This is a genomic window from Nocardia terrae (genome assembly GCF_009760405.1).
Classification (GTDB): domain Bacteria; phylum Actinomycetota; class Actinomycetes; order Mycobacteriales; family Mycobacteriaceae; genus Nocardia; species Nocardia terrae.
This window is the reverse complement of record NZ_WRPP01000004.1, coordinates 615,516-638,680: the sequence shown is the minus strand read 5'-3', so window position 1 is coordinate 638,680 and position 23,165 is coordinate 615,516. Positions and strand designations below refer to the sequence as shown.

General features: G+C 70.0%; 17 protein-coding genes, 1 tRNA gene and 1 pseudogene. 11 read left to right on the top strand and 8 right to left on the bottom strand.

The genetic code is table 11. The features are described 5' to 3' along the window. Positions 1-143: 143 nt before the first annotated feature. Both GPX89_RS23030 and GPX89_RS23025 read right to left on the bottom strand, forming a co-directional pair. On the bottom strand, positions 144-1,013 hold the full coding sequence (locus GPX89_RS23030) for a MaoC family dehydratase (RefSeq protein WP_157389635.1): 870 nt from the start codon (positions 1,011-1,013) through the stop codon (positions 144-146). Then, positions 1,010-2,368 carry a 3-oxoacyl-ACP reductase gene (locus GPX89_RS23025; RefSeq protein ID WP_328602199.1) on the bottom strand — a complete coding sequence of 453 codons (1,359 nt, stop codon included), beginning with the start codon at positions 2,366-2,368 and terminating at the stop codon, positions 1,010-1,012. The genes GPX89_RS23030 and GPX89_RS23025 overlap by 4 nt, the downstream gene beginning before the upstream one ends. A gap of 174 nt (positions 2,369-2,542) precedes the next feature. On the opposite strand from GPX89_RS23025, the gene GPX89_RS23020 reads away from it, so the two are divergent. Both GPX89_RS23020 and GPX89_RS23015 read left to right on the top strand, forming a co-directional pair. Next, positions 2,543-3,865, top strand: coding sequence for an acetyl-CoA C-acetyltransferase (locus GPX89_RS23020; RefSeq protein ID WP_328602198.1), 1,323 nt, complete (start codon positions 2,543-2,545; stop codon positions 3,863-3,865). A gap of 110 nt (positions 3,866-3,975) precedes the next feature. Further along, positions 3,976-4,047: transfer RNA gene (locus GPX89_RS23015), tRNA-Val, on the top strand. A gap of 14 nt (positions 4,048-4,061) precedes the next feature. Here GPX89_RS23015 and GPX89_RS23010 read toward each other — a convergent pair. Both GPX89_RS23010 and GPX89_RS43905 read right to left on the bottom strand, forming a co-directional pair. Continuing rightward, on the bottom strand, positions 4,062-5,396 hold the full coding sequence (locus tag GPX89_RS23010; RefSeq protein ID WP_198347546.1) for an ADP-ribosylglycohydrolase family protein: 1,335 nt from the start codon (positions 5,394-5,396) through the stop codon (positions 4,062-4,064). Then, positions 5,393-5,833 (bottom strand): hypothetical protein, encoded by a 441-nt coding sequence (locus GPX89_RS43905; protein WP_198347545.1) that lies wholly within the window; start codon positions 5,831-5,833, stop codon positions 5,393-5,395. Before GPX89_RS43905 ends, GPX89_RS23010 begins: the two co-directional genes overlap by 4 nt. 234 nt (positions 5,834-6,067) lie before the next feature. Here GPX89_RS43905 and GPX89_RS23005 point away from each other — a divergent pair, with 234 nt between their 5' ends. The 4 genes and pseudogenes from GPX89_RS23005 (at position 6,068) to GPX89_RS22990 (ending at position 12,510) form a co-directional block, all read left to right on the top strand. Continuing rightward, complete coding sequence (locus GPX89_RS23005; RefSeq protein ID WP_157389632.1) at positions 6,068-6,556, top strand: universal stress protein; 489 nt, start codon at positions 6,068-6,070, stop codon at positions 6,554-6,556. Positions 6,557-6,691: 135 nt separating this feature from the next. Then, entirely contained in the window at positions 6,692-7,783 is a 1,092-nt protein-coding gene (locus GPX89_RS23000) for an isochorismate synthase (protein WP_157389631.1), read from the top strand. A 200-nt stretch (positions 7,784-7,983) separates the two neighbouring features. Continuing rightward, a complete protein-coding gene (locus GPX89_RS22995) occupies positions 7,984-8,154 on the top strand; it encodes a DUF2613 domain-containing protein (protein ID WP_157389630.1) in 171 nt (56 codons plus the stop codon). A gap of 46 nt (positions 8,155-8,200) precedes the next feature. After that, positions 8,201-12,510, top strand: a pseudogene (locus tag GPX89_RS22990) (alpha-(1->3)-arabinofuranosyltransferase). On the opposite strand, the gene GPX89_RS22985 reads toward GPX89_RS22990, so the two are convergent. Further along, complete coding sequence (locus tag GPX89_RS22985) at positions 12,456-13,607, bottom strand: acyltransferase family protein (protein ID WP_157389629.1); 1,152 nt, start codon at positions 13,605-13,607, stop codon at positions 12,456-12,458. The pseudogene GPX89_RS22990 and the gene GPX89_RS22985 sit on opposite strands and share 55 nt — an antisense overlap. A 187-nt stretch (positions 13,608-13,794) precedes the next feature. On the opposite strand from GPX89_RS22985, the gene GPX89_RS22980 reads away from it, so the two are divergent. The 3 genes from GPX89_RS22980 (at position 13,795) to GPX89_RS22970 (ending at position 18,513) form a co-directional block, all read left to right on the top strand. Beyond that, positions 13,795-14,925 carry a DUF3068 domain-containing protein gene (locus GPX89_RS22980; RefSeq protein ID WP_157389628.1) on the top strand — a complete coding sequence of 377 codons (1,131 nt, stop codon included), beginning with the start codon at positions 13,795-13,797 and terminating at the stop codon, positions 14,923-14,925. Positions 14,926-15,287: 362 nt separating this feature from the next. After that, positions 15,288-16,667 carry a polysaccharide biosynthesis protein gene (locus GPX89_RS22975; RefSeq protein WP_407939470.1) on the top strand — a complete coding sequence of 460 codons (1,380 nt, stop codon included), beginning with the start codon at positions 15,288-15,290 and terminating at the stop codon, positions 16,665-16,667. A gap of 10 nt (positions 16,668-16,677) precedes the next feature. Then, the gene (locus tag GPX89_RS22970) at positions 16,678-18,513 is read left to right on the top strand and encodes a hypothetical protein (RefSeq protein WP_328602196.1); all 1,836 of its coding nucleotides are present in this window, start codon (positions 16,678-16,680) and stop codon (positions 18,511-18,513) included. A 37-nt stretch (positions 18,514-18,550) separates the two neighbouring features. Here the strand turns inward: GPX89_RS22970 and GPX89_RS22965 are convergent, their stop codons facing one another. After that, the gene (locus tag GPX89_RS22965; protein ID WP_328602195.1) at positions 18,551-19,720 is read right to left on the bottom strand and encodes a glycosyltransferase family 4 protein; all 1,170 of its coding nucleotides are present in this window, start codon (positions 19,718-19,720) and stop codon (positions 18,551-18,553) included. Positions 19,721-19,953: 233 nt separating this feature from the next. Between GPX89_RS22965 and GPX89_RS22960 the strand changes: the two genes are divergently transcribed. Further along, positions 19,954-20,781, top strand: coding sequence for a class I SAM-dependent methyltransferase (locus tag GPX89_RS22960; RefSeq protein ID WP_328602194.1), 828 nt, complete (start codon positions 19,954-19,956; stop codon positions 20,779-20,781). Here the strand turns inward: GPX89_RS22960 and GPX89_RS22955 are convergent. After that, complete coding sequence (locus tag GPX89_RS22955) at positions 20,743-21,045, bottom strand: hypothetical protein (RefSeq protein WP_157389627.1); 303 nt, start codon at positions 21,043-21,045, stop codon at positions 20,743-20,745. The genes GPX89_RS22960 and GPX89_RS22955 overlap by 39 nt on opposite strands. A 203-nt stretch (positions 21,046-21,248) precedes the next feature. Then, entirely contained in the window at positions 21,249-21,449 is a 201-nt protein-coding gene (locus tag GPX89_RS22950) for a hypothetical protein (protein ID WP_157389626.1), read from the bottom strand. A gap of 241 nt (positions 21,450-21,690) precedes the next feature. Between GPX89_RS22950 and GPX89_RS22945 the strand changes: the two genes are divergently transcribed. Then, positions 21,691-23,124, top strand: coding sequence for an aldehyde dehydrogenase (locus GPX89_RS22945; protein WP_157389625.1), 1,434 nt, complete (start codon positions 21,691-21,693; stop codon positions 23,122-23,124). Positions 23,125-23,165 lie beyond the last annotated feature (41 nt).

The window sequence follows — 23,165 nt, the reverse complement described above, 5'->3', positions numbered from 1 at the left end:
GAGCCGCACACTGTCCCGATCGGATGTAGAAACCCCTGCGTGGCGACATCCGAGTGCGAAACAGTGTGCGGCCCTTCACCCCCATCCGGGCGGACGCCGCTGGGCGGTCCGGCCCGAATTCTTGGGTGACACGCTCGTCACTGTCAGCGAAGCGTAGCGGTCAGGTGCGGGTAGCCCTTCTTCGGGTTCTTCAAGGAGACGTCCCACCCACCGGGAACCTGGTCCGCGTAGAGGTTGACCGTGGACGGCAGGAAGATCGGCTTGCCGAATTTCACCTCGTAGGTGACCTTTTCGGGAATCCGGCCCTCGAGCGAGCCGAGCACCATGGCGGCCGACCACATGCCGTGCGCGATCGGCTTGGGGAAGCCGAAGGCCTTGGCGCCCAACGCCGAGGTGTGGATCGGGTTGTGGTCGCCGGAGGCGGAGGCGTAGCGGGTGATCGTCTTCTGATCGACGCGCAGCGCCTTGAGCGGCGGCGGGGGCACCTCGTCCGGCTTGGGCTCGGGCTTCGGGCCGCCCGACAGCGAGGTCCGCTGCTGGTGCAGGAACGTGGTGACCTGACGCCACACCAGTTCCCGGCCCACGTTCACCTCGGTGATGGCGTCCACGAGCAGGCCCTTGGGGTGCTCGCGCAGGTTCTCGATGTGAGTCTCGAAGTCCAGCGGCTCGGACACCGAGATCTCGCGGGTGCGCTCGATGACGTTCTGCGCGTGCACCGCACCCACGGCCACGAACGGGAAGTCACGCGCCACCACGAGTTGCATGGCCAGCGGGAAGCTGAGCACGAACGGGTAGGTCAGCGGCAGCGAGTCCCCGAAGCGCAGGCCGGTGGCCCGGCAGTAGGCGGCCAGGTGGTCCGGGTCGACCTTGAAGCCCTCGAGGCGGACGCTGCGGTCCGGCACGGTGGACTTGCGGGCCGAAAGCCCCGGCACCGGCAGCGCGCCCAGGGCGGCCTTGACGAACAGGCCGCTGTTCTTGGGCACCTCGGTGAGGTTGAGCGTCTGGGTCATCATGCTCCGATCATGGCCTGGCCGCAGACGCGAACGATGTTGCCGTTCACCGCGTTCGAGGCCGGGGAGGCGAAGTAGGCGATGGTCTCGGCGACGTCCACGGTCTGTCCGCCCTGCAGCAGCGAGGACAGCAGCCGGCCGCCCTCGCGGGTGGCCAGCGGGATGGCGGCGGTCATGGCGGTCTCGATGAAGCCGGGGGCCACCGCGTTGATGGTGATGCCCTGCTCGGCCAGCTTCGGGGCCTCGGCGTTCACCATGCCGATGACACCGGCCTTGGAGGCGCCGTAGTTGGTCTGGCCGCGGTTGCCCGCGATGCCCGCGATGGAGGACACGTCGATGACACGGCCGCCGGTGCGCAGCGCGCCGCGGGCGACCAGGCCCTCGGTGATGCGGTGCGGCGCGGCCAGGTTCACGTTCAGCACCGAGTTCCAGCGGCCCTCGTCCATGTTGGCGAGCAGCTTGTCGCGGGTGATGCCGGCGTTGTGGACGACGATGTCGATGCCGCCGAAGCGCTGGGTGGCGAACTCGGCCAGCTTCTCCGCGGCGTCGGCGGCGGTGACGTCGAGGGCGAGCGCGGTGGCGCCGACCTTGTTGGCGGTCTCCGAGAGCGCCTCACCGGCGGCCGGGATGTCGGCGACGATCACGGTCGCGCCGTCACGGGCGAAGACCTCGGCGATGGTCGCGCCGATGCCGCGGGCGGCGCCGGTGACCACGGCGACCTTGCCCTCGAGCGGCTTGTCCCACGAGGCCGGGGCGGTGGCGTCGTCCTTGCCGACCCGGAAGACCTGGCCGTCGACGAAGGCCGACTTGGCCGACAGCACGAAGCGCAGGGTGGACTCCAGACCCGTTGCGGCAGCGGCGGCTTCGGGGTGCAGGTAGACCAGGTTGGAGGTGGCGCCGCGCAGCAGCTCCTTGCCGACCGAGCGGGTGAAGCCCTCGAGCGCGCGCTGCGCGATCTGCCCGTCGACCGAACCGGCCAGCTCCGGAGTGGTGCCGACGACGAGCACGCGGCCGGAGGCGGCGATGCTGCGCATGGCGGGCTGGAAGAACTGGAACAGCTGCTCGAGCTCTTCGATGGTCTTGATGCCGGTGGCGTCGAACACCAGCGCGCCGAACTTCACACCGGGGGTGACCGAGTCCACGAAGGTGTAGTCGCCCAGCAGGTTCCGCACGGCGTCGGCGACGCGGCCCTTGCCGCCCAGCAGCACCGGACCGGGGAGCGCGGGCTCACCCTGCTTGTACCGGCGCAGCGTCTCCGGCTGCGGCAGGCCCAGCTTCGAGGCCAGGAACGCGCCGGGGGCGGAGTGAACGAAAGATCCGTAGAGGTTGGGAGCGCCCTTGCTCTTGCTGGCAGCCACGTTTCCTACCTTCTCCTTGGTTTCGGCCCGCCAAAAGCGGTATTGCGCACACATGCGCGGTACGGTGTCGACAAATGAACTTACTCCAGAGTAAGTTTAATGTAAACCGAGTGACGCGCGTCCCCAGGGATGGCGCGTGGCGGAAATTCCACCGACGAGACACTGGAGACTCGAGTGACCACCAAAGCCCGTTCGGCGAAGGCCGCGGCCAAGACCACCAAGCAGGCGCGCCCGGTTGCCATCCTCGGCGGTAACCGCATCCCGTTCGCTCGTTCGGACGGCAAGTACGCCCACGCCTCCAACCAGGACATGTTCACCGCGGCGCTGAACGGCCTGGTCTCCCGCTTCGGCCTGCAGGGCGAGCGCCTGGGCATGGTCGTCGGCGGCGCGGTGCTCAAGCGCGTCGGCGAGCACGGCATGATCCGCGAGAGCGTGCTCGGCTCCACCCTGTCGCCGTACACCGCGGCCCACGACCTGCAGCTGGCGTGTGGCACCGGCCTGCAGTCCATCGTCACCGTGGCCGACGGAATCGCGTTGGGCCGCATCGAGAACGGCGTCGGCGGCGGCACCGACACCACCTCCGACGCGCCGATCGGCGTGAGCGAGGGCATGCGCGAGTGGATGCTCGACGCCAACCGCGCCAAGAAGAACTCCGACTACGTGAAGCTGGTCGGCCGCCTGCGCCCGTCCATGGTCGGCATCGAGATCCCGCGCAACGCCGAGCCGCGCACCGGCCTGTCGATGGGTGAGCACGCCGCGCAGACCGCCAAGGAATTCGGCATCTCCCGCGAGGCGCAGGACGAGCTGGCTTTCCTGTCGCACAAGAACATGGCCGCCGCCTACGACCGCGGCTTCATGGACGACCTCATCACCCCGTTCCTCGGCCTGACCCGCGACGACAACCTGCGTCCCGGCTCGACCATCGAGAAGCTGTCCACCCTGAAGCCGGTCTTCGGCGTCAAGCTGGGTGACGCGACCATGACCGCGGGCAACTCCACCCCGCTCACCGACGGCGCGTCCGCGGTGCTGCTGGGCTCCGAGGAGTGGGCGGCCTCGCGCAACCTGTCGCCGCTGGCCTACCTGGTGGACTCCGAGGTCGCCGCGGTGGACTACATCCACGGCCCCGACGGCCTGCTCATGGCCCCCACCTACGCGGTGCCGCGCATGCTGGCCCGCAACGGCCTGACCCTGCAGGACTTCGACTACTACGAGATCCACGAGGCGTTCGCCTCCGTGGTGCTCGCCACCCTGCAGGCGTGGGAGTCGGACAAGTACTGCAAGGAGCGCCTGGGCCTGGACGGCGCGCTCGGCTCCATCGACCGCTCCAAGCTGAACGTGAACGGCTCCTCGCTCGCCGCGGGCCACCCGTTCGCCGCCACCGGCGGCCGCATCATCGCCCAGACCGCCAAGCAGCTGGCCGAGAAGGGTGGCGGCCGCGCGCTGGTCTCCATCTGCGCCGCGGGCGGCCAGGGCGTCGTCGCGATCGTCGAGCGCTGACGCACAACCGATTTCGCGCCGGTCGGTAGGCGCGGACCATAACGAGGGCGGTGCCCCGGTCGGATATCGCGAACCGGGGCACCGCCCTCGTCGCTATCGTGGGTAGCGGCCATGGAGTAGATCAGCGGTAGATCACCGGCACGACACGGCGGAGGGCGCGGGTTCGATCCCCGCCTCCATGGCCCCGATTCGTCGGTCAGCGCACCAGATTCAACGTACGGCGGGCCAGGTCGGAGATGCGGCTGCCGTCGTAGCCGGCCACCGAGCTGTGCACGGTGTCGTGGAACGGGGCGGTCCAGTGGGTGGGGATCCCGGCGGCTCCGGTGAGGATGCCCGCCACCGAGCCCGCGGTCGCGCCGTTGGAGTCGGTGTCCCAGCCGCCCTCGACGGTGAGGGCGATCGTGCGCGTGAAATCTCCTTCGCCCCAGAGCAACCCGGCGGCGATGAGACAGGCGTTGCCGATGGCGTGGACCCAGCTGTAGTGGGCGTGGCGGCTGCGGACGGCGGCCACGGCCTGTTCCCAGGAGTCGCCGCGGCGGTGGTCGTCGAGCACTTCCGACAGGGCCACGGCCAGGCGGGACCGGGCGGGGATGACCGATCCGGCGATGGTCAGGGCGGCACCGGGGCCGGGGGTGGTGAAGGCGGCCGCGACCAGAGCGGCCGACCACATCGCGGCCCATAAACCGTTGCCCACGTGGGAGACCGAGGCATCGCGAGCGGCCGCCACGGCGGCGCGGCGGGGTTGACCGGGATGGCTGTAGCCGTGAATGTCGGCACGGATGAGCGCACCTATCCACTCGCGGTAGGGGTTTCGGTAGGTGGCGGTGTCGGGTGGGGCATAGCCGTCGATGAGGTTGCGGTAGGCGACGCGTTCGGCGGTGTAGGTCTGCAGGAACGGCAGGCGTTCGAGCCAGAGGTCGGTGACGTCGTCGGCGGTGAAGCCGGGGCCGCGCTGCTCCAGCAGGTGCAGCTCGAGGATGGTGTAGTCGATGTCGTCGTCGCGCGGGCATCCGTCGATGCCGCCGAGAGTGGCTGCGCGCCAATCCCTCCGGCTGGTGATCTCCGACGGCACCGGATCGGAGACGGGCACGTAATCGCGCAACGGGTACGCGCCGAACGGCTCCAGATAGCTGCGGATGCTCTCGGGCGTCCAGATGAAGCCGTTCTCCAGCGGCTTGCCGAGTGTGCAACCGGTGCAGCGGCCGAGCCAGCCGCCGTGGATCCGGTCCAGCAGCTCCGCCGCGGGGATCGAGTTCGGCGAATCCTGCTCGTCATCAGGTAGATTCGCGCTCCACGGTGCGTCCGCCCATTCGGTGTAGGGCCAGTCCGGCAGCCTGCGCGCCCGCTCGACGCGATCCAGCAGGCGCCAGCACGCGCCCGGGAGCGGATGCTCGGTGTGCGTCAGTTCCCGCACTTCCTCCGCGAAATCATCGACCGCGTAACCGGATTCGGTGCGCTGGCACCATTCGTAGTACAGCAGGGCGCGCGGATCCGCCTCGTGGTGGCCGAAGAAGGCCGACTCTATGGTCACAGCACCGCCTGGGCGGCCGCGACCACCTCGGAGAGCAGGGGCAGGGATTCGTCGCGCTGGGGCGGCCGCGCCCACCACCGGCCCTCGTGGGTGTGGCGGCCGAATCCGGTGGGCAGGATGACGTTGCTGCGATGCGGGCCGATGTCGATGCTGTTGCGCTCCAGCACTTCCAGGCATTCGTCGGAGGGATAGCCGTCGAAGACCGCCAGGAATGTTCGGCGCGGGGGCTTGTCCCGGACCAGCACCGGACCGGGCACCCCCTGCCCGACCAGCTCGTCAAGTATCAAGGCCCCCAGCGATTCCGGAGTATTCAGCGCGGCGATGGTGTCGTTCAGCGGTAGCACCACGAATCCGGGGGTGGTCACGTGCACGTAGGGGAGACCGAACAGGGAGCGGTATACACGCGCCCACTCCTGCGGGGTCGTCAGCTCGTCCAACCGCACATTCCACCCCTCGTTCGGGCCCTGCTCCAACGACGGCGATGTCGAACGCCGGCAACAACCGACGAATTCAGTGAAAACCCAGAGCCCCCGGCACACCACCGGTTTGGGTAAATCGTTGGCGAACTGTGGAGAACTTGCGACGCGGCGAGGATTGCCAAGTCCACTGAACGGTCGGTTTCAGAGGTAGCCTCAGGGGTACAGACAGACGTTCCCACCAGGAGGTTCGTCATGCCCTGCGATTTGATGCTGATCGCCTACGACGGTTCCGAGAACGCCCGGCGGGCCGTCGAATACGCGGGACGGTTCCTGGCCGCCGACAGAGCCGTGGTGCTGACCGCGTGGGAGCCGATGGTGCGGCAGGCCGCACGGCTGTCGGGGTTGTCCGGGGTGATGCAGCCCGAATGGATGACCGACGACGAAATAGAGGACGTCGCGCTCGCGGACGCCCGGAATATCAATGCCGAGGGCGTGCGACTGGCCAAACTGGCCGGTCTCAACGCCGAGGCGCGCACCGTGGAGTGCACCACCACCATCTGGACGGCCATTGTCGAGGTCGCTGACGAGCTGGACGTGGACATCATCGTGGCGGGCACCCGCGGAGCCACCGGCATCCGCGCCCTCATGCACTCCAGCGTCGCGGACGCGGTGCTCAAGCACTGCCACCGGCCGGTCCTCATGGTGCCGCCGGGACGGGAGCCGGACGCGAAACACACCTGAACGCGGTGGCCCGGATCCGGAATTGCGGGAAAGATGCTGGGGCGCAGCACATTAGCCCGTTCGTGACCTCCGGCACCTTGAGATATGCGTCGCTCCCCGGGGCGCGACGCCGACGGCCGGGACTATGTTCGGACCATGGACGGATTTCTGCTCGCGACACCCGACGGTGTCGTCCGCACCTCGGGCACCCGCGCCGCCTTCGCCTCGGCGGCCGCCGCGAGCGCGGCGCTGCGTTCCGGCGTGCACGAGCTGATCGTCGGCGCGCTGCCCTTCGATCCCCGCCGTCCCGCCGCCCTGGTCGCCCCCGAACAGGCCGCCCACACCGCCGGACCGTGGCGGCCCGCGGCGCTGCCGGAGCTGCCGGAAGTCCGGGTCATCTCCGAAATACCCAGCGCCACAGAGCATGTCGCGCGCGTCGCGAAACTCGTCGGGCAGCTCGGCGATCCGGCGCAACCGCTGCGCAAAGTGGTCGCGGCCCGTTCGCTGCTCGCCGAGGCCGAGACGCCCTTGGAGGCCGAGGTCATCGCGGCGCACCTGGTGACCCGGCATCCGCGCGCCGCCGTCTACGCCGTCGACCTGACCCCCGCCGGGCGTCCCGGCGAGACCCTGCTCGGCGCGACCCCCGAGGTCCTGGTCGCCCGGCGCGGCCGCACCGTCACCCTGCACCCGCTCGCGGGCACCCTGCCCCGGCTCGCCGATCCGGACGCCGACGCGGCCCAAGCCCGAGATTTGCTGGCCAGCACCAAGAACCGTGAAGAGCACGCCTACGTCATCGACTGGATCCGGGAGCGACTCGCCCCGATCTGCACCGAACTCGTCATCCCCGAGGGCCCCGAGCTCCTCTCCACCCCCCAGGTCTGGCACCTCGCCACCCCCATCCGCGCCGAACTCCGCGACCCCGCCACCACCGCCCTCGACCTGGCGGTCCTCCTCCACCCCACCCCGGCCGTCTGCGGCACCCCCACCGACCTGGCCCTCGACGCCATCGCCGACCTCGAAGGCGACCGCGGGTTCTACGCCGGCGCGGTCGGCTGGTGCGACGCCACCGGCGACGGCAACTGGTACGTGGCCATCCGCTGCGCCGAACTCTCCGCCGACGGCCGCACCCTGCGCGCCTTCGCCGGCGGCGGCATAGTCGCCGCCTCCGACCCCGAGTCCGAACTCCACGAAACCACCGCCAAACTCCGCACCTTCTTGGGCGGACTGCACTGCCCGATTCCGGAATAGCGCCGCGTTTTCCGTATGCCGAGGCGCCAACTGATTTCGCGACGTCCGGGGTAACTCGCCGGGGACGCCCGAAATAGTTTCGGCTTCCAACGCAAGAACGGGTACGAGATGGACGACGGCACCCGGCCGTCCGCTAGAGTGCCGGGGAGGCGGGGCCGTTGGCTCCCGTTACGCATGCGTCCGATGTTGGGAGTACCGCGATGAAGTTTGCCGTTCCTGGTGCAGCGAGTGCTGTCGGCGGAGCCCTGGTCGGGCTGGCGGCGGTCCTGGTCATCACGATGGCGGCCTCGCAGGACAAGCGGCCCGATATCGACCGCAGCGGCGACGCCGGTTCGTCGCTATTGAACAACGTTGAGTACGGCTCGCGCTGACCGGACGACCTCCGAACCAGGCCAACCCGAAGACTCACAGTCCGATGTGACCGGTCCGGGCGAGGACCGGTCGCCGAATACTGCGCCGCTGGGCCGCCGCTGGCTGCTCGGCAGCGTCCTCATCGCCTTCCTGCTGACCTTTCTGCAGGCGCCCGGGCAGACCGTCGCCGATACGAAATACGATCTGGCGCAGAATCCGCTCGGCTTCCTTTCCCGCGCTTCACATCTGTGGAGCAGCCAGGCCCCGATGGGGCAGGTGCAGAACCAGGCCTACGGCTATTTCTTCCCGCACGGCGCGTTCTTCTCGCTCGGGCACATTCTCGGGTTGCCGGGCTGGGTGACCCAGCGCATCTGGTGGGCCCTGCTGTTGCTCGCGGGGTTCTGGGGCATCATCCGGCTCTGCGAGACGCTGGGCCTGGGCAGTCGCGGCTCGCGTGTGATCGCCGCGGTGGCGTTCGCCCTCTCGCCGCGGGTGCTCACGACGCTCGGCTCGATCTCCTCCGAGACGCTGCCGATGATGCTCGCGCCCTGGGTGCTGCTCGCCCCCGCCGCGCTCGGCGTGGCCGTGCAGCGGCGATCCCCGGACGATCCCGACCGGCCCGCCCGGCGCGGCATGGCGACACCCGCGGGCAGCGCGCTGGCGCTCGCGCTCATGGGTTCGGTGAACGCGGTGGCCACGGCCGCGGCGTTCCTGCCCGCGGCGCTCTGGTGGATCTCGTACCAGCCGAATCGCGCGTGGTGGCGGTTCACCCGCGCCTGGATTCCGCTGCTGGTGCTGGGCACTTTCTGGTGGGTCGTGCCACTGCTGTTGCTGGGCAAGGTGAGTCCGCCGTTCCTGGACTACATCGAATCCTCGGGCGTGACCACGCAGTGGGCCTCGCTCGGCGAGGTGCTGCGCGGCACCGACAGCTGGACGCCGTTCGTGTCCCCGGAACGCATCGCGGGCGCGGTGCTGGTGACCCAGCCCGCCGCGGTGCTGGCCACCGGACTGCTGGCGGCGGCCGGGATGGCCGGGCTGGCCATGCGGTCGATGCCGCACCGGGGACGCCTCGCCTTGATCCTGATCGTCGGATTGGTGGGCATCTGCGCGGGTTACGCGGGTGAGCTCGGCGGCCCGTTCGCCGAGCAGGTACGGCTGTTCCTGGACTCCGGCGGCGCGCCGCTGCGCAATGTGCACAAGCTGGAGCCGCTCATCCGGCTCCCGCTGGTCCTGGGTCTGGCGCATCTGCTGAGCCGGGTGCCGCTGCCCGCCTCGGTGCCGATGCCGGTGTGGCGCAGGGCCTTCGCGCATCCCGAGCGTGACAAAATGGTGGCGGTGGGCGCGCTCATCCTGACCGCGCTGGCGCTGTCCACCTCACTGGCCTGGACCGGGAAGCTCGCGCCGCGCGGCAGCTACGACCGGGTGCCGCACTACTGGGAGCAGACCGCGGAGTGGCTGGCGCACAACGCCTCCGACACCCGCGCACTGGTGGTGCCGGGCGCGCCGTTCGGCTCCCAGGTGTGGGGCCTGACCCGCGACGAGCCGTTGCAGGCGCTGGCCACCACCCCGTGGGCGGTGCGAGATTCGGTGCCGCTCAACCCGCCCGGCGCGATCCGGGCCATGGATTCGGTGCAGCGGCTCATCGCGGACGGGCGGCCCTCGGCGGGCCTGGCGGCCACCCTGGCCGGGCAGGGCATCGGAGTCCTGGTGCTGCGCAACGATCTCGACCCGGAGACCTCGCGCTCCACGCGGCCGATGCTCGCGCACCGCGCGATCGAGGGCTCACCGGGTCTGACGAAGGTCGCCGAATTCGGTGATCCCGTCGAGACGGGCCGGGTGGAGGGCCTGGTGGCGGACGGCGACCTGCGACCCGACTACCCGGCCATCGAGATCTATCGCGTCGCGTCGAACCCGGTCGGCACGCCGACCGAGGTGCGCAGCGGAGTCGGTGCGCCGAACTCCTTCCCGGGCGCTTTCACGGTGCCGCTCGACAGCCTCCCGGTCGTGCAGGGCGGACCCGAGGTCGTGGAACGGTTGCGCCGCGATCCCGCAACCCCGGCCGGGCCGACCCTGCTGGCATCGGACGCCGCCGCGGCGGGATTGCCCTCGAACGACGTCACCATCACCGACACGCCCATGGACCGCGAATCCGACTTCGGCCGCGTCGACAACCACAACTCCGCCCTGCGCGCGCCCGGCGACGCGCGGCGCACCCACAATCTGGTCCCCGACTATCCGGTCCACGGAGCGCAGCTGGTGGAGGGCGAATGGTCCGGCGCGACCATCACCGCCTCCAGCGCCGCCGGTGACGCCACCCAGCTCGGCGGGGCCGCGCCCGGCAGCTCCACCGCGGCCGTGGTGGACGGCGACCCGGCCACCGCCTGGATCTCCAACGGGGCCGAACACGCTGTCGGCCAATGGCTTCGGCTCGATCTCGACAAGCCGATCAGCTCCGCCGTGCTGCGCCTGACCACCAGCGCGGCCGCCATCGGCAGCCCGGTGAAGTGGGTGGAGGTGGAGACCGCCAAGGGCACGGTGGCCGCGCGCATCACCGAACCCGGTACGCCGGTGTCGATCTCGCTGCCGCCGGGCCGCACCGACTGGATCAAGATCACCGCCATTCACACCGAGGACGGCAGCGCCGGCGGGCAGTTCGGCATCAGCGAACTGAGCGTCGACGACTACGCCGACCGCGACAACCCGGTCACCCTCGACATCCGCCACCGCACCGTGCTCCCGCCCGCACCCGCCGGCGCGCAGGTGCGGGGCTGGGACCTGGGCCAGGAATTCCCCGGGCGCAGTGCCTGTTTCGACTCGCCCGACCGGGTCCGCTGCAGCAAGGGACTCGCCCTGGCCGCCGAGGAACCCGGCCTGTTCGAACGCACCCTGCAGGTCCCGCAGCCGCTCACGGTGACCCCGGACCTGATCGTGCGCACCCGTCCCGGCCCCGCGCTCGAGGCCCTGCTCACCGATCCGGACCGCCCGATCGCGCGCGGCCAGGCCGATGTGGCCGATCCACGCGGCTCGGCCCTGGCCGCCACCGACGGGGACCCGCGCACCAGCTGGACCGCACCGGAGACCAGCGTGCGCAATCCGGCGGGCGCGAAACCCACGCTCACCATCGAACTGCCCGCCCCGACCCTGGTGACCGGGCTGCAGGTGACGCCCTCGGCGGGTGATCTGCCCGCCCACCCCACCTCGATCTCGGTGAATCTCGGTGACGGCCCGCAGGTGCGCGAGGTGAACCCCGATTCCGGCACGACCAGCCGGATCGACCTGCATCCCCGCGTCACCGACCGCATCGAGGTCAGCATCCAGACCTGGGACGGCGTACTCGACCGCACCGCACTGGGTTTCGCACAGGAACAACCGCCGGGCCTGGCCGAGGTGAACGTGCTGGGACCCGACTATCCCGCGCCCGCCGACCCGAACCGGCCCCTCACCATCGACTGCGCGCACAGTCCGACCATCGTGGCCGCGGGACGCACCCTGCACACCACGGTGACCGGAACCGCCGCCGAATTGCTCTCCGGCGCACCGCTGCCCGCCACGGTGTGCGCGCCGGACGCCGCCGGACCCGATTCCGACGCCTCCGCGAGCCCGGACTCGGGATTCGAATTCCCTTCCGGGCGTGTGGATGTCGCAGTGGCGCCGACCGAGCTGTTCACCGTCGACGAGCTCCGGCTCGACCGCACCCCCGCCCTGCCGCCGGTCGCCGATCCGAACGGCAGGACCGGCACCCAGGTGCTGGTCCTGCCGTTGAGCACCAATGTCGGCTGGCAGGCGCAGACGGCCGACGGCACCGCACTGAAGCCCGTCGTCATCAACGGCTGGCAGCAGGCGTGGCTGCTGCCAGCCGGCGCCAAGGGACCGGTCACCGTCGCGTTCCCGACCGACCGCTGGTATCGCCTGGCCATCTTCGGCGGCCTGTTGCTGCTGATTCCCCTTGCGGCGCTGGCCTTCCGGGGCGCACGGTCGCCGGTCCGGGATGACGGCCCGGCCCCGCGGAGCTGGCGAAGCCGCACGGTCGCCGGGATCGGGCTGGCCGCGGGCGCGGGGCTCATCGCGGGACCGATCGCGCTCGTCGTGACGGCGATCGGGTTGGTGGTCGACCACCTCAGTCCGCGCCGGTGGCCGCGCGTGCTGGTCGCCCTCGCCGGCGGCGGTACCGCGATCTGCGCGGCGGCGCTGTCCACCGGCCCGTGGCGTTCGTTCGAGGGTTACGTCGGCGGATCGCTGTGGGTGCAGTTCCCCGCGCTGGTCGGCGTGATCGCGGTCGGCATCGCGGCGCTCCCGCCCCGACGCTGAATCACGTTGCCGCTCACCCGAAGCGGCGGCGGGTCCACTGCCGTACGGGCTCCTCGACCAGCGCGTAGCTGGCGGCCGCCAAGGGCAGCGTGAAGGCGACCGTCAGCAGGTAGACGATGACGAAATGGCCCCGGAACGGCACGATGCCGAACACCGGGAAGATGATCGACAGCACGGCCAGGTGCCAGATGAAGATGCCGTAGGACCAGCGCCCGAGCGTCGCGGCCACCGGTCCCGCCAGCAGGCGGTGCGGCCGCTCCGGGCGCAGCACGAGCGGGGCCAGCAGCCCGAAGCCGAGGATCGCGCCGAGCGTCATCTTCATGACGTACTGCCACGGCTCACCGTGCTTCAACCCCGGCGGGCCGGCCAGATTCGTGGCGGCGAGCAGCATGGCCACCAGCGCCATCGGCCACATGAGCCAGAGGTTTCCGGCGATGCGCCGCCAGCGCGGGGCGGGCAGGTCGGCGAGTTCGGCCAGCAGCATGCCCGCCGCGAACCACGGCAGGTAGCCGGGCAGCCAGTTGTCGGCGTGGATGCCGTCCGGCGTGGGCACGGGCAGGAAGTTCCAGCCCAGGCAGAGCAGCCCGAGGCCGAGCACCACCGGAACCCGGTATCGCGCCCGCCGCCCGCGCAACCGGACCAGGGTGAACGCCAGCAGTGGAAGCACAAGGTAGAAGGCCACTTCCACCGAGAGGCTCCACATCTGGGTGAGCCCGTCGGTCAGGGTGAAGGGCACGAACACCTGCAGCAGACCGAGATTGGACAGCCACACCCGCAGCCCGGCGGTGTGCGCGGCGCCGGGCAGCAGGATCAGCACGGCGGCCACCACCACCCAATAGGCGGGCAGAATGCGCGCCGCGCGATGCAGCAGATAGCGTCCGGCGCTCGGCGCGGTGCCCTGTCCGCGGGCCGCGGCGGCGTGCGGCCGCCACAGCAGGAATCCGGACAGCGCGAAGAACACCGCGACCGCCATGTCGAATCGTTCCCACACCCGGCCCAATAACGGTTGACCGGTCGCGCCAGTTTGAAAGGCCACATGGGTGAGCACCACGCCCAGCGCGGCGAGGGCGCGCATGCCCTCGAGCGCCGGCACGAATCGACCCAGACGGACCGGTCTGTCGTCCGGAGCTGGGGTCACCTCAGAATTCAGGGCGGTGGTGGTCATCGCGCCCCAGTCTGCCTTGTCACCATTTATGTGAGCATTCGCCTTTTGACTTGGGGGATTTTCGGGGCGTTTTCCTGACTCGGCCGCACTCTGCGACCGCTCGGACTGTTAGTGTCTGGGCTCACGAGTGCTGTGCGGCGACCGCAGTACTGGAAGAAACACGTGTTCGACGACGAGGAGAACCTGCATGGCACTCAGTGCCGGTACCAGAAGGACGGTGGCCTGCGTACTCGTGGGGCTCGGTGCGATGCTGCTCGTCGCCGCCATCATGATTCCCACCTACACGATCAGCCGTCTCGCCAAGACCCCGCTCGACCTGGAGATCACCACCGTCGCGACCAACCCGCAGACCGGTGCCCCCAGTGAGGTCCTGGACGCGAAGTCGCTGACCTCGCCGACCGGCTCGGCGAAGGTGGATCAGAACGTTCCGCTCGTCTCGCAGCGCTTCCTCACCGTCGAAAACCCGTCCAACGCTTCGGAAATGACCATCCAGGCCGGTCAGACCCTGCGCCGAACCGACAAGCAGGGCGACACCGGCCTGCTCACCGCGACCATCGACCGCGTCACCATCGACCGCAAGACCGGCCAGCCGGTGGATTCGGTGGACGGCGGCCCCAACGGCTCCATCGCCGTGACGGTCGACAAGAAGGGTGAGGCCGTGATGGACCCGGTGCAGCACACCGGTCTCCAGTACCGCTTCCCGATCGGGACCGACAAGAAGACGTACCCGTACTTCGACCTGAACGCGCGCAAGACCTTCGACATCAACTACGTCGACGAGACCGAGATCAACAACCTGAAGGTCTACCACTTCCAGCAGAGCATTCCGGCCACCGATCTCTCCACCGTCGCCAACTCGCCGACCAACAAGCTGACCCTGGCCGCCTCCAAGTGGGGCGTGGAGGGCGACGGCGATGTCACCATGGCGCGCTTCTACACCAACACCCGCGACCTGTGGGTCGAGCCGGAGACCGGCACGGTCATCAAGGGCCAGGAGCAGATTCACCTCTACTACGCCCGCAGCGGCGACAAGCCCGAGGTGACCGCCCTGAAGTCGACCCTGGTCTTCGACGAGAACACCATCGAGTCCCAGATCTCCGTGGCCAAGGACAATATGGACAAGCTGTCCCTGTACGGCCGCATCCTGCCGATCATCCTCGGCGTGCTGGCCGCGATCTTCCTGATCGTCGGCATCCTGCTCGGTGTCCTCGGCAAGAACGGCAACGGCCCCACCCCGGTCCGCCGCCCCGCCCCTGCCCCGGCCGGCGGCCCCGGCAACTTCGACCCGCCGACCCAGCAGATCGATATGAGCAAGTAGCCACCACGGCTCACGGTCACCCTGCGGCCCAGCATCTTTCGAAGATGCTGGGCCGCTCCCGTTTCCGGACGCCTTCGGTCACGGACCGGAGCGCCACACGCGCACTCCCGGCGGCATCGGAACCGGCCACGCGACACGGCACCACGACGCCATGGGATCCTGCGGCACAGAGCGGCGTCCCGACGAGTCGAATCGATGCGACTGACCAGCATGCCGTTCCCGGTACCGGCGAACGGCACGGAGGCGTGCGATGACGGGGCGCTTCAACTCCTGCCATGGGGCGCGGCGTAGTTTCGCCGCGATCCGCTGGCGACGAGGGGTGCGCGGGTGGGCGGGGGTGGGCGGATGGCAGCATTGCGGGCGTGTCTGCTGTACGCCGTCTGCCCGTGGTCAAGGACCTGACCTTGGTGACGGCGGGGGCGATGACCGCGAATGTGGCCGGGTACCTGCTGCAATTGCTGGCGAGCCGGTGGCTCGGCACGGGCGGGTACAGCACGTTCGCGAGTCTGCTGGCAGTGCAGATGCTGTGTGCGGTGCCCGCGCTGGCGTTGCAGAACGTGGTGGCGCGGGAAGTGGTGCGGGATGCGCCGATTGCCGCCGCTCGGGCGCTGACACTGCGCTGCGCCGGACTCGTCGCCGCGGCGGCCCTGATGTTGACGCCGCTGGTCAGCCTCGTGCTGCACGTGAGTATCGCGGCCTCGGCCGGTGCGCTCTGCACGGCCCCGACCCTCGTGCTCCTGGCCGGCGAGCAGGGAATTCTGCAGGGACGCAGCCGGTTCCGCGAACTCGCGACGGTGCTGGGCGGCGCGGCCGTCATCCGCGTGACGCCCGCGGTGACGCTGCTCGCGGGCGGCTTCGGCTCAGCGCCCGCGCTCTGGGCGGGAGCCGCGGGAGCGGCGGTGGCGGCCCTTATCGCCCGCCGGACCGCCGACGCCGCGGTCGCCCCCCGAACCGGATTCGGGGTCATCGGCCGCGGCGACTCCACATCGGGTCGATCGGACTTCGCGTCGGATCGCACCGGAGCTGCTGCTGCCGAGGGCATTTCGCCTCGTCCGGCGTCTGTCGGCCCGGTCTTCGAAGCAGCGGGCACCGCATTTCGCACGGAGGCCACCGCACTCGGGGTGGCGGCGGTGTTCCGGGCGGTGCAGGTGCAGGCGGCGCTGACCGCGCTGTCGACGGCGGATCTGCTGGTTTCGCGGATTGTGCTGGACGAGAACGATGCCGGGCGCTATGCCCTCGGCGCGATCGCGGCCAAGATCGCGTTCTGGCTGCCGCAGGCGGTCGGGGTGGTGCTGTATCCGAGAATGGCGCAGCCACAGCATTCCGCGCGAGCGATGCGGTCCGCGCTGGCGGTCCTCGCCGGCATCGGAGCGGTCACGGTCGCCGGGGCGGCGGTGGCGGCGCCGCTCGCGCCCATGTTCGCCGGGCCGGACTACACGCCGATCGAGGGACTGCTCTGGCTGTTCGCGCTCGAGGGCGCGCTCCTGGCGGTGTTGCAGGCGGTGTTGCTGTCGGCGATCGCGACCGATCGAACCGCACCCGCGGCGATCACCTGGATCGGCCTGGGCATCGGAGTGACGGTCATGCTGACTCGCGCGCATACGGTGTTGTCCTTGATCACGGTCGCCACCGTGACCGCGGCGGCGACAACGTTGGTGATCACCGGTGTGGCGTGGCGGGCCACTCGCGAGGGCACCGACGCCCCCTCGCCGGTCCCGGAACTCGGGGCGGACGGAACGTAGGGTGCCGGATGTGAACGCGGAGAACCGAGTGCGGCGGTGGCGCGGGCTGATACCGGCGGGGTACAGCCTGGTGCTGGCGCTCGTCGTGCTGGGACCCCTGCTGGGGTCGGGCTATCTGCTGTTGCGGGATGCGGTCAGTACGCCGCGCTCGTATCTCACCGATTCCGCGCTCGGGCTCGGGGATGCCGCGCCGCGCGCGGTGCCGCAGGACGGGCTGATCGCGACGCTGTCGCCGGTGGTGGACGGCGGGATCATCGTCAAAACGATTCTGCTGCTGGCAGTTTGGCTGGCGGGGTGGGGCGCGGCCGTGCTGGCGCGGGAGCTGTTGCGGGTTTCGCCGGGTCCGCAATTGGTGGCCGCGACGGTGGCCGTCTGGAATCCGTATGTGGCCGAACGGCTGCTGCAAGGGCACTGGAGCCTGCTCACCGGCTATGCCGCGCTGCCGTGGATCGCGGTGCTGGCCGCCCGATTACGCGTCGCGCCGCCGACCGGCACCCTCGGCACCTGGGCCGCCCTGACCGGAGCGATGGCCGCCGCGGGCCTGACCCCGACCGGATCGCTGCTGGCGGGCGGTATGGCCGTGCTGCTGGTGGGCAAGCGGAATCTGCCCGCGACGCTGGCGCTCTGGATCCTGTCCGCCGCGCCGTGGCTGACGGCGACCGCGCTGTCCAGTTCCGGTGCCGCACCATCGGATCCGGCCGGTATCGCCGCCTTCGCGGCCCGTGCCGAGCCTTGGCTCGGCACCCTGGGCAGCCTCGCCGGGCTGGGCGGCATATGGAACAGCACCGCGGTACCGGATTCGCGCACCGCGTTCTTCGCGCTGGTGGGAACGCTGCTGCTGCTCGCGATGGTGGCGACGGGGCTGCGCGCGGTCTTCCGTGCCGGGACCGTCGAGCGGCGGCTGATCTGGCTCGCGGTCGCGGCGGTCGTGTTGCCCGCGCTCGGTGCGACCGGATGGGGATTGTCGGTCGGCGAGTTCCTGGTGACGCGGGTTCCGGGGGCCGGGCTGCTGCGCGACACCCAGAAGTATGTGGCGCTGGCCGTGCCCGCGTACGCACTGTGCGCGGCGGCGGGGTGCCGGGCGGCCGGGCGCTGGATTTCCGCGAACGTGCTGGACGGATCCGGGGCGATACGGCCCGCCCGTCCGCGAACGGGCGTAGCCGCGGCGGTTTTCATCGTGCTGGCCCTCATCGCCCTGCCCGATCTGGCGTGGGGCGTCGGCGGGGCGATGCGGCCGGTGCACTATCCGGCGGGGTGGCAGCGGGTGGCCGCCCTGGTCGACGCACCCGGTGATGTCGCGGTGCTGCCGGGCGGGATGTTCCGGAAGTTCGGATATACGGGCAGCGCGCCGGTACTCGACCCGGCCCCGCGCATGCTGCGCCGAGATGTGTTGCAGACAGGGGAGCTTCCGGTGCGCGGCGGCGTGGTCGCGGGCGAGAGCGCGCGGGCGCGGCGGGTGGAGAAGATGCTGTCGCGCGGCGAGTCCGCGCGCAAGCTGGCCGATCTCGGCGTGGGCTGGGTCCTGGTCGAGGGCGGAACGCCCGGTCCGCTCGGGGAGTCGAAAAATACGCTGTCCCAGTTGATTCCCGTCTACAGCGACGCGAATCTGCGGCTGTACCGGGTGCCGGGCGATATCGCCCCGAACGACGCCTCGCCCGACAGCCGCCACGTGTCCGAGGCCGCGCACCTGACGTGGGCGGCCCTGTTGATCGGTGGATTCCTCACCGCGGCACTGACTTCGAGACGGCGGTCAGTCCTTCGGGAACCCGAGCGCGAAGCCCACCCCGATCACGACAATGCTGACGAGCGCAATGACGACGATGATCCACATGCGTCGATGCTATGAGCGGTAGTAGACCCTCGCGTCCGCTTTCGCGGAAGAATCAGACTCGCGCGGGAGCGATCAGTCCGCTGACCCGCTCGCCGCGCGTCACCGCCGACAGCACCTCGTAGACGCCGTTTCCGGTTTGCTCCCAGGAGAATTCGCGCGCCCGGGCACGCGCCTTCTCCCCGAGCACCGTGCGCGCCTCGCGATTATCGAGCAGATCGCCGACGGCCTCGGTGAGCTGTGCGGCGTCATCGACCAGCAGCCCGGTGACGCCGTCCACAATGGAGTCGGTGAGACCGCGCGAACTGCGGTAGCCGACCGTCGGCACCCCGTGCTGGGCCGCCTCGATGACCGCCAGGCCCCAGCCCTCCTTGCGCGAGGGCAGCACATGCACCCAGGCGCGCGACAGCAGCCGGTGTTTCTCGTCCTCGTCGACATGGCCGTGGAAGGTGACCGCGTCGGCGATGCCCAGCTCCCGCGCGTGAGTCCGCAGGTTGTCGGCCCACCAGCCGCCGCCGATCACATCCAGGCGCAGGCCCGGCACGCGGCCGCGCAGCCCGGCCACCACGGCCATGGCGTCCTCGATCTGCTTGTGCGGCACCAGCCGCGACAGCACCACGATGCTCGGATGCGCGGTGCGGGTGGTGTCGTCGCCGGCGGGCACCCGCGCCGGAATCGGCTCGGCGCCATTGCGCACCACCGCGATCCGGGACGCACCCACCCCGAGCGCGGTCAGCTCCTCGGCCGAGGGCAGCGAGACCGTGAGGTACTGCTCGCGCCGGTGCACCCGCGGCGACAGCCGCGACTCGATCCACCAGCCGATCCGCCCGACGAGTTTTCCGGCCACCGGCCACTGCTCGCGATGACCGTGATGCACCAGCACCACGGTCGGCGCGGCCGTCGCCGCGCGCGCGAAGAAGGGGATGCCGTTCTGGGTGTCGATGACCGCGTCTGGCCGCAGCCCCTTGAGCGGGCCGATCCCGAACCGCCCGAGCGCGATGGCCGCCAACGCCCGCGGGTACACCGTGAACCGGCCCCCGCCGCGACTGATCTCGATGCCGTCCACCGACTCCCGCCGGGCCGCCCCCGGATATCCGGCGGTCCGCAACGTGACCTTCACGCCCCGCGCGGCCAGCTGCGCGCCGACCTGTTCGAGATAGCGCTCGCTGCCCCCACCCTGTGGATGCCCGGTGTCGCGCCAGCACAGCAGCAGCACTTCACGCACGGGCGGATCTCCAGGGGTCACGGGCTTCGGACAGACAATGGGCTCCACCGTACCGCCTCCCCGGAACTTCAGCGGACGGCTGAGAGCCGTTCACAGATTCGCGTCCGTGCCGGCGGTCAGGATCCAACCCGATTCTGGGAGCGCCCCACGAGTTACCCTCGCCTCACGAGACCAGTCGCCCCGTCCCACAGGGCCTGGTGGCGACCCTCCCGCACTATGCGAGACTTGCCGCCGTGCTTCGAGCTCAGCAGACCAGGACGCGGCGCCCCAGATTCACTCGTCGGGCGACGCTGCGTCGGTCGCTACGGCTGCTGGGCAGTTTCCGATTCGAGCAGACCGACCCGGCTGTCTTCTACGGCGGCGTGGCCTCCGATACCGCGGACCTGGTCGGCGATTTCTATCGAGATCTGACCGGGGAGTCGCTGCGCGGCGCCGTCGTGCTGGACGTGGGCGGCGGGCCCGGCTACTTCGCGGACGAGTTCGGACGGGCCGGGGCGCGCTATCTCCCGGTCGAGCCGGATCCCTCGGAGATGCACGCGGCCGGCTTGCGGGTCGCGGGCGCGGTGCGCGGGTCGGGCATGGCGCTGCCGTTCCGCGATGACGCCGTGGAGGTCTGCATCTCCTCGAATGTGGCCGAGCACGTCCCGCATCCGTGGGTCATGGCCGAGGAGATGCTGCGCGTCACCAAGCCCGGTGGGCTGATGGTCTTCTCCTACACCGTGTGGCTGGGGCCGTTCGGCGGCCACGAGACCGGGCCGTGGCACTACCTGGGCGGCGAGTACGCGGCCCGGCGGTATCGGCGCAAGCACGGCCGGGAGCCGAAGAATCGCTTCGGCCGGTCACTGTTCGCGGTGCGGGCGTCGGAGGGGATGCGTTGGGCGCGTGAGACTCCCGACGATATCGAGATCCTCGCGGTGTTCCCGCGCTATCACCCGCGCTGGGCCTGGTGGATGGTGCACGTGCCGGTATTGCGCGAGTTGCTGGTCAGCAATCTGGTGGTGGTGGCCACCAAGCGGACGCGGTCAGCGCTCGGCGAACCCGCGGCGGAAGACGCGTTGTAGCGCGGTGCACGGCTCGGGTTCGCCCCACGGTGACTCCTGGGTAGCCAACCCGACGGTCTCCATCGCGGTCAGACCGACCTGTCCGGCAAGAGCATTCACCGCGGCAACCGCCTCGGCCGCCTGCAATGCGGCGGTGGCCTGCTCGATGGTGAGGGTCCGGCCCGGCAGGAACGACACCACCCAGCCGCCTGCGCCGACGCTTTTCGCCTGGTGGGGCGTGAGATCACTGGTCATCATCGATCTACCGACCACTTGCACCGCCATGACTCGGACTCCCCTGTGCGGTAACGGTTCACATTTCGAGCGAGCTATCCACGATAGCTATAAAGCATGCTCGCTACGGCCGTCGAATGCAATAGTGCGTTCGGTGAAAAGCGAACCGACAGGTTGGAATTCGTTTTTCCGAGGCGCTGACGATTTGCCACAGGTATGCGGAATCGCCTGCGGCCCTGCGGATCCACCGCGGATCAGCCCTCGGGCAAGATCAGCCGCAGTACCGGCTGCCCCTTGCGCACGGTCGGATAGGTGGCCTCGGCCACCTCCACCTTCCACCCCGACGGCAGTGCCCGCTGCAACTGACTGGCGGCCCGCTGCATGGGAGTGCTGATCACGGGCGAGTCGACATCCACCTCGCCGAGCAGGAAATCATCGATGCGCACATCAGTCATGCGAGGGATCTACCTTTCGCAAAGCTACTAGATAGCAACCGACCGGATTGGTGGAGAAAGGCGTGCTCGGCTGAGCATAGGCCACCGCCTGGCAACTCTGGTTTTCAAACCACGTTTTACCCCACGGGTAACAAAGCGACTTAGAAACCGAGAGGTCGAATTCCAAAGAAGATCCCGGTCAGCGGGACGTTTGCCCACCATGCCCCGGACAGCGGAAGGGGCAAAACTGTAACGTGTTCTCATGGAGTACCAGAGTCTGTTCATCGGTGGCCACTGGACCGCACCGGCCGGCCCCGACACCCTGCCCGTCGTCTCGCCCGCAACCCTGGAAACCGTCGGCAGCGTGCCGGTCGTCACCCGCGCCGACGTCGACGCGGCGGTCGCGGCCGCCCGCCGGGCCTTCGACAGCGGACCCTGGCCCGCCACCCCGCCGGAGGAACGCGCCGCGCTGCTGAGCCGCGTCGTCGCGCTGCTCGACCAGAAGGCGGGTGATCTGACGGCCGCGCTGTCCGCCGAGATGGGCGCGCCGACCATGGCCGCGAGCACCCTCAACTACGTTCCGGCGCGCGCCACCCTCGACTTCTACGCCGGCCTGGGAAAGTCCTTCCCCTGGACCGAGACTCGTACCGGTCTGTTCGGCACCACGCGCGTCTCCCGCGAACCGGTCGGCGTGGTCGCCGCCGTGATCGCCTGGAACGTTCCGGTCTTCCTGGCGGTGAACAAGCTCGCGCCCGCCCTGCTGGCCGGATGCAGCGTGGTCCTCAAGCCCGCGCCGCTGACCCCGCTGGCCGCCAATGTCCTCGCCGACATCTTCGCCGAGGCCGGTCTGCCCGAGGGCGTGCTGTCGGTGCTGCCCGCCGAGGCCGACGCGTCGGAATACCTGATCTCGCACCCGGGCGTGGACAAGGTCACCTTCACCGGCAGCACCGCCGTGGGCCGCAAGATCGCCGCCATCGCGGGCAGCCAGCTCAAGCGCTGCTCCCTGGAGCTCGGCGGTAAGTCGGCGGCAATCCTGTTGCCGGACATGAACATCGAGGACATGCCCAAGCTCGCGTTCTCCGGTCTGATGAACAGCGGCCAGGCGTGCGTGGCCCAGACCCGCATCCTCGCCCCGCGCGGCCGCTACGACGAGATCCTCGAAGCCCTCAACGCTTCCGTGGACCTGTTCCCCGTCGGCCTGCCCGACGACCCGGCCGCCCAGCTCGGCCCGCTCATCTCGGAGAAGCAGCGCGAACGTGTCGAGGGCTACATCGCCAAGGGCAAGGACGAGGGCGCGCGGCTGATCCGCGGCGGCGATCGCCCGGACGATCTGCCCGGATGGTATGTCCGCCCAACGGTTTTCGCCGACGTGAACAACTCGATGACCATCGCCCGCGAGGAGATCTTCGGTCCCGTCCTCTCGGTCCTGCCCTATGACACCGAGGAGGAGGCCATCGCGATCGCGAACGACAGCGATTACGGCCTCGCGGGGTCGGTGTGGACCACGGATATCGAACACGGCGCGTCCGTGGCCGCCAAGGTCCGCACGGGGACGTATGCCATCAACTGGTACGCCTTCGACGCCTGTGCCCCCTTCGGCGGCTACAAGACCTCCGGCATCGGCCGCGAAAACGGCCCCGAGGGCCTGGACGCCTACTGCGAGACCAAATCCCTTCTGATGCCGATGGGTTCGTAACCCTCCGAACGAAAACGGCTCGCCCGCACGGAATGTGCGGG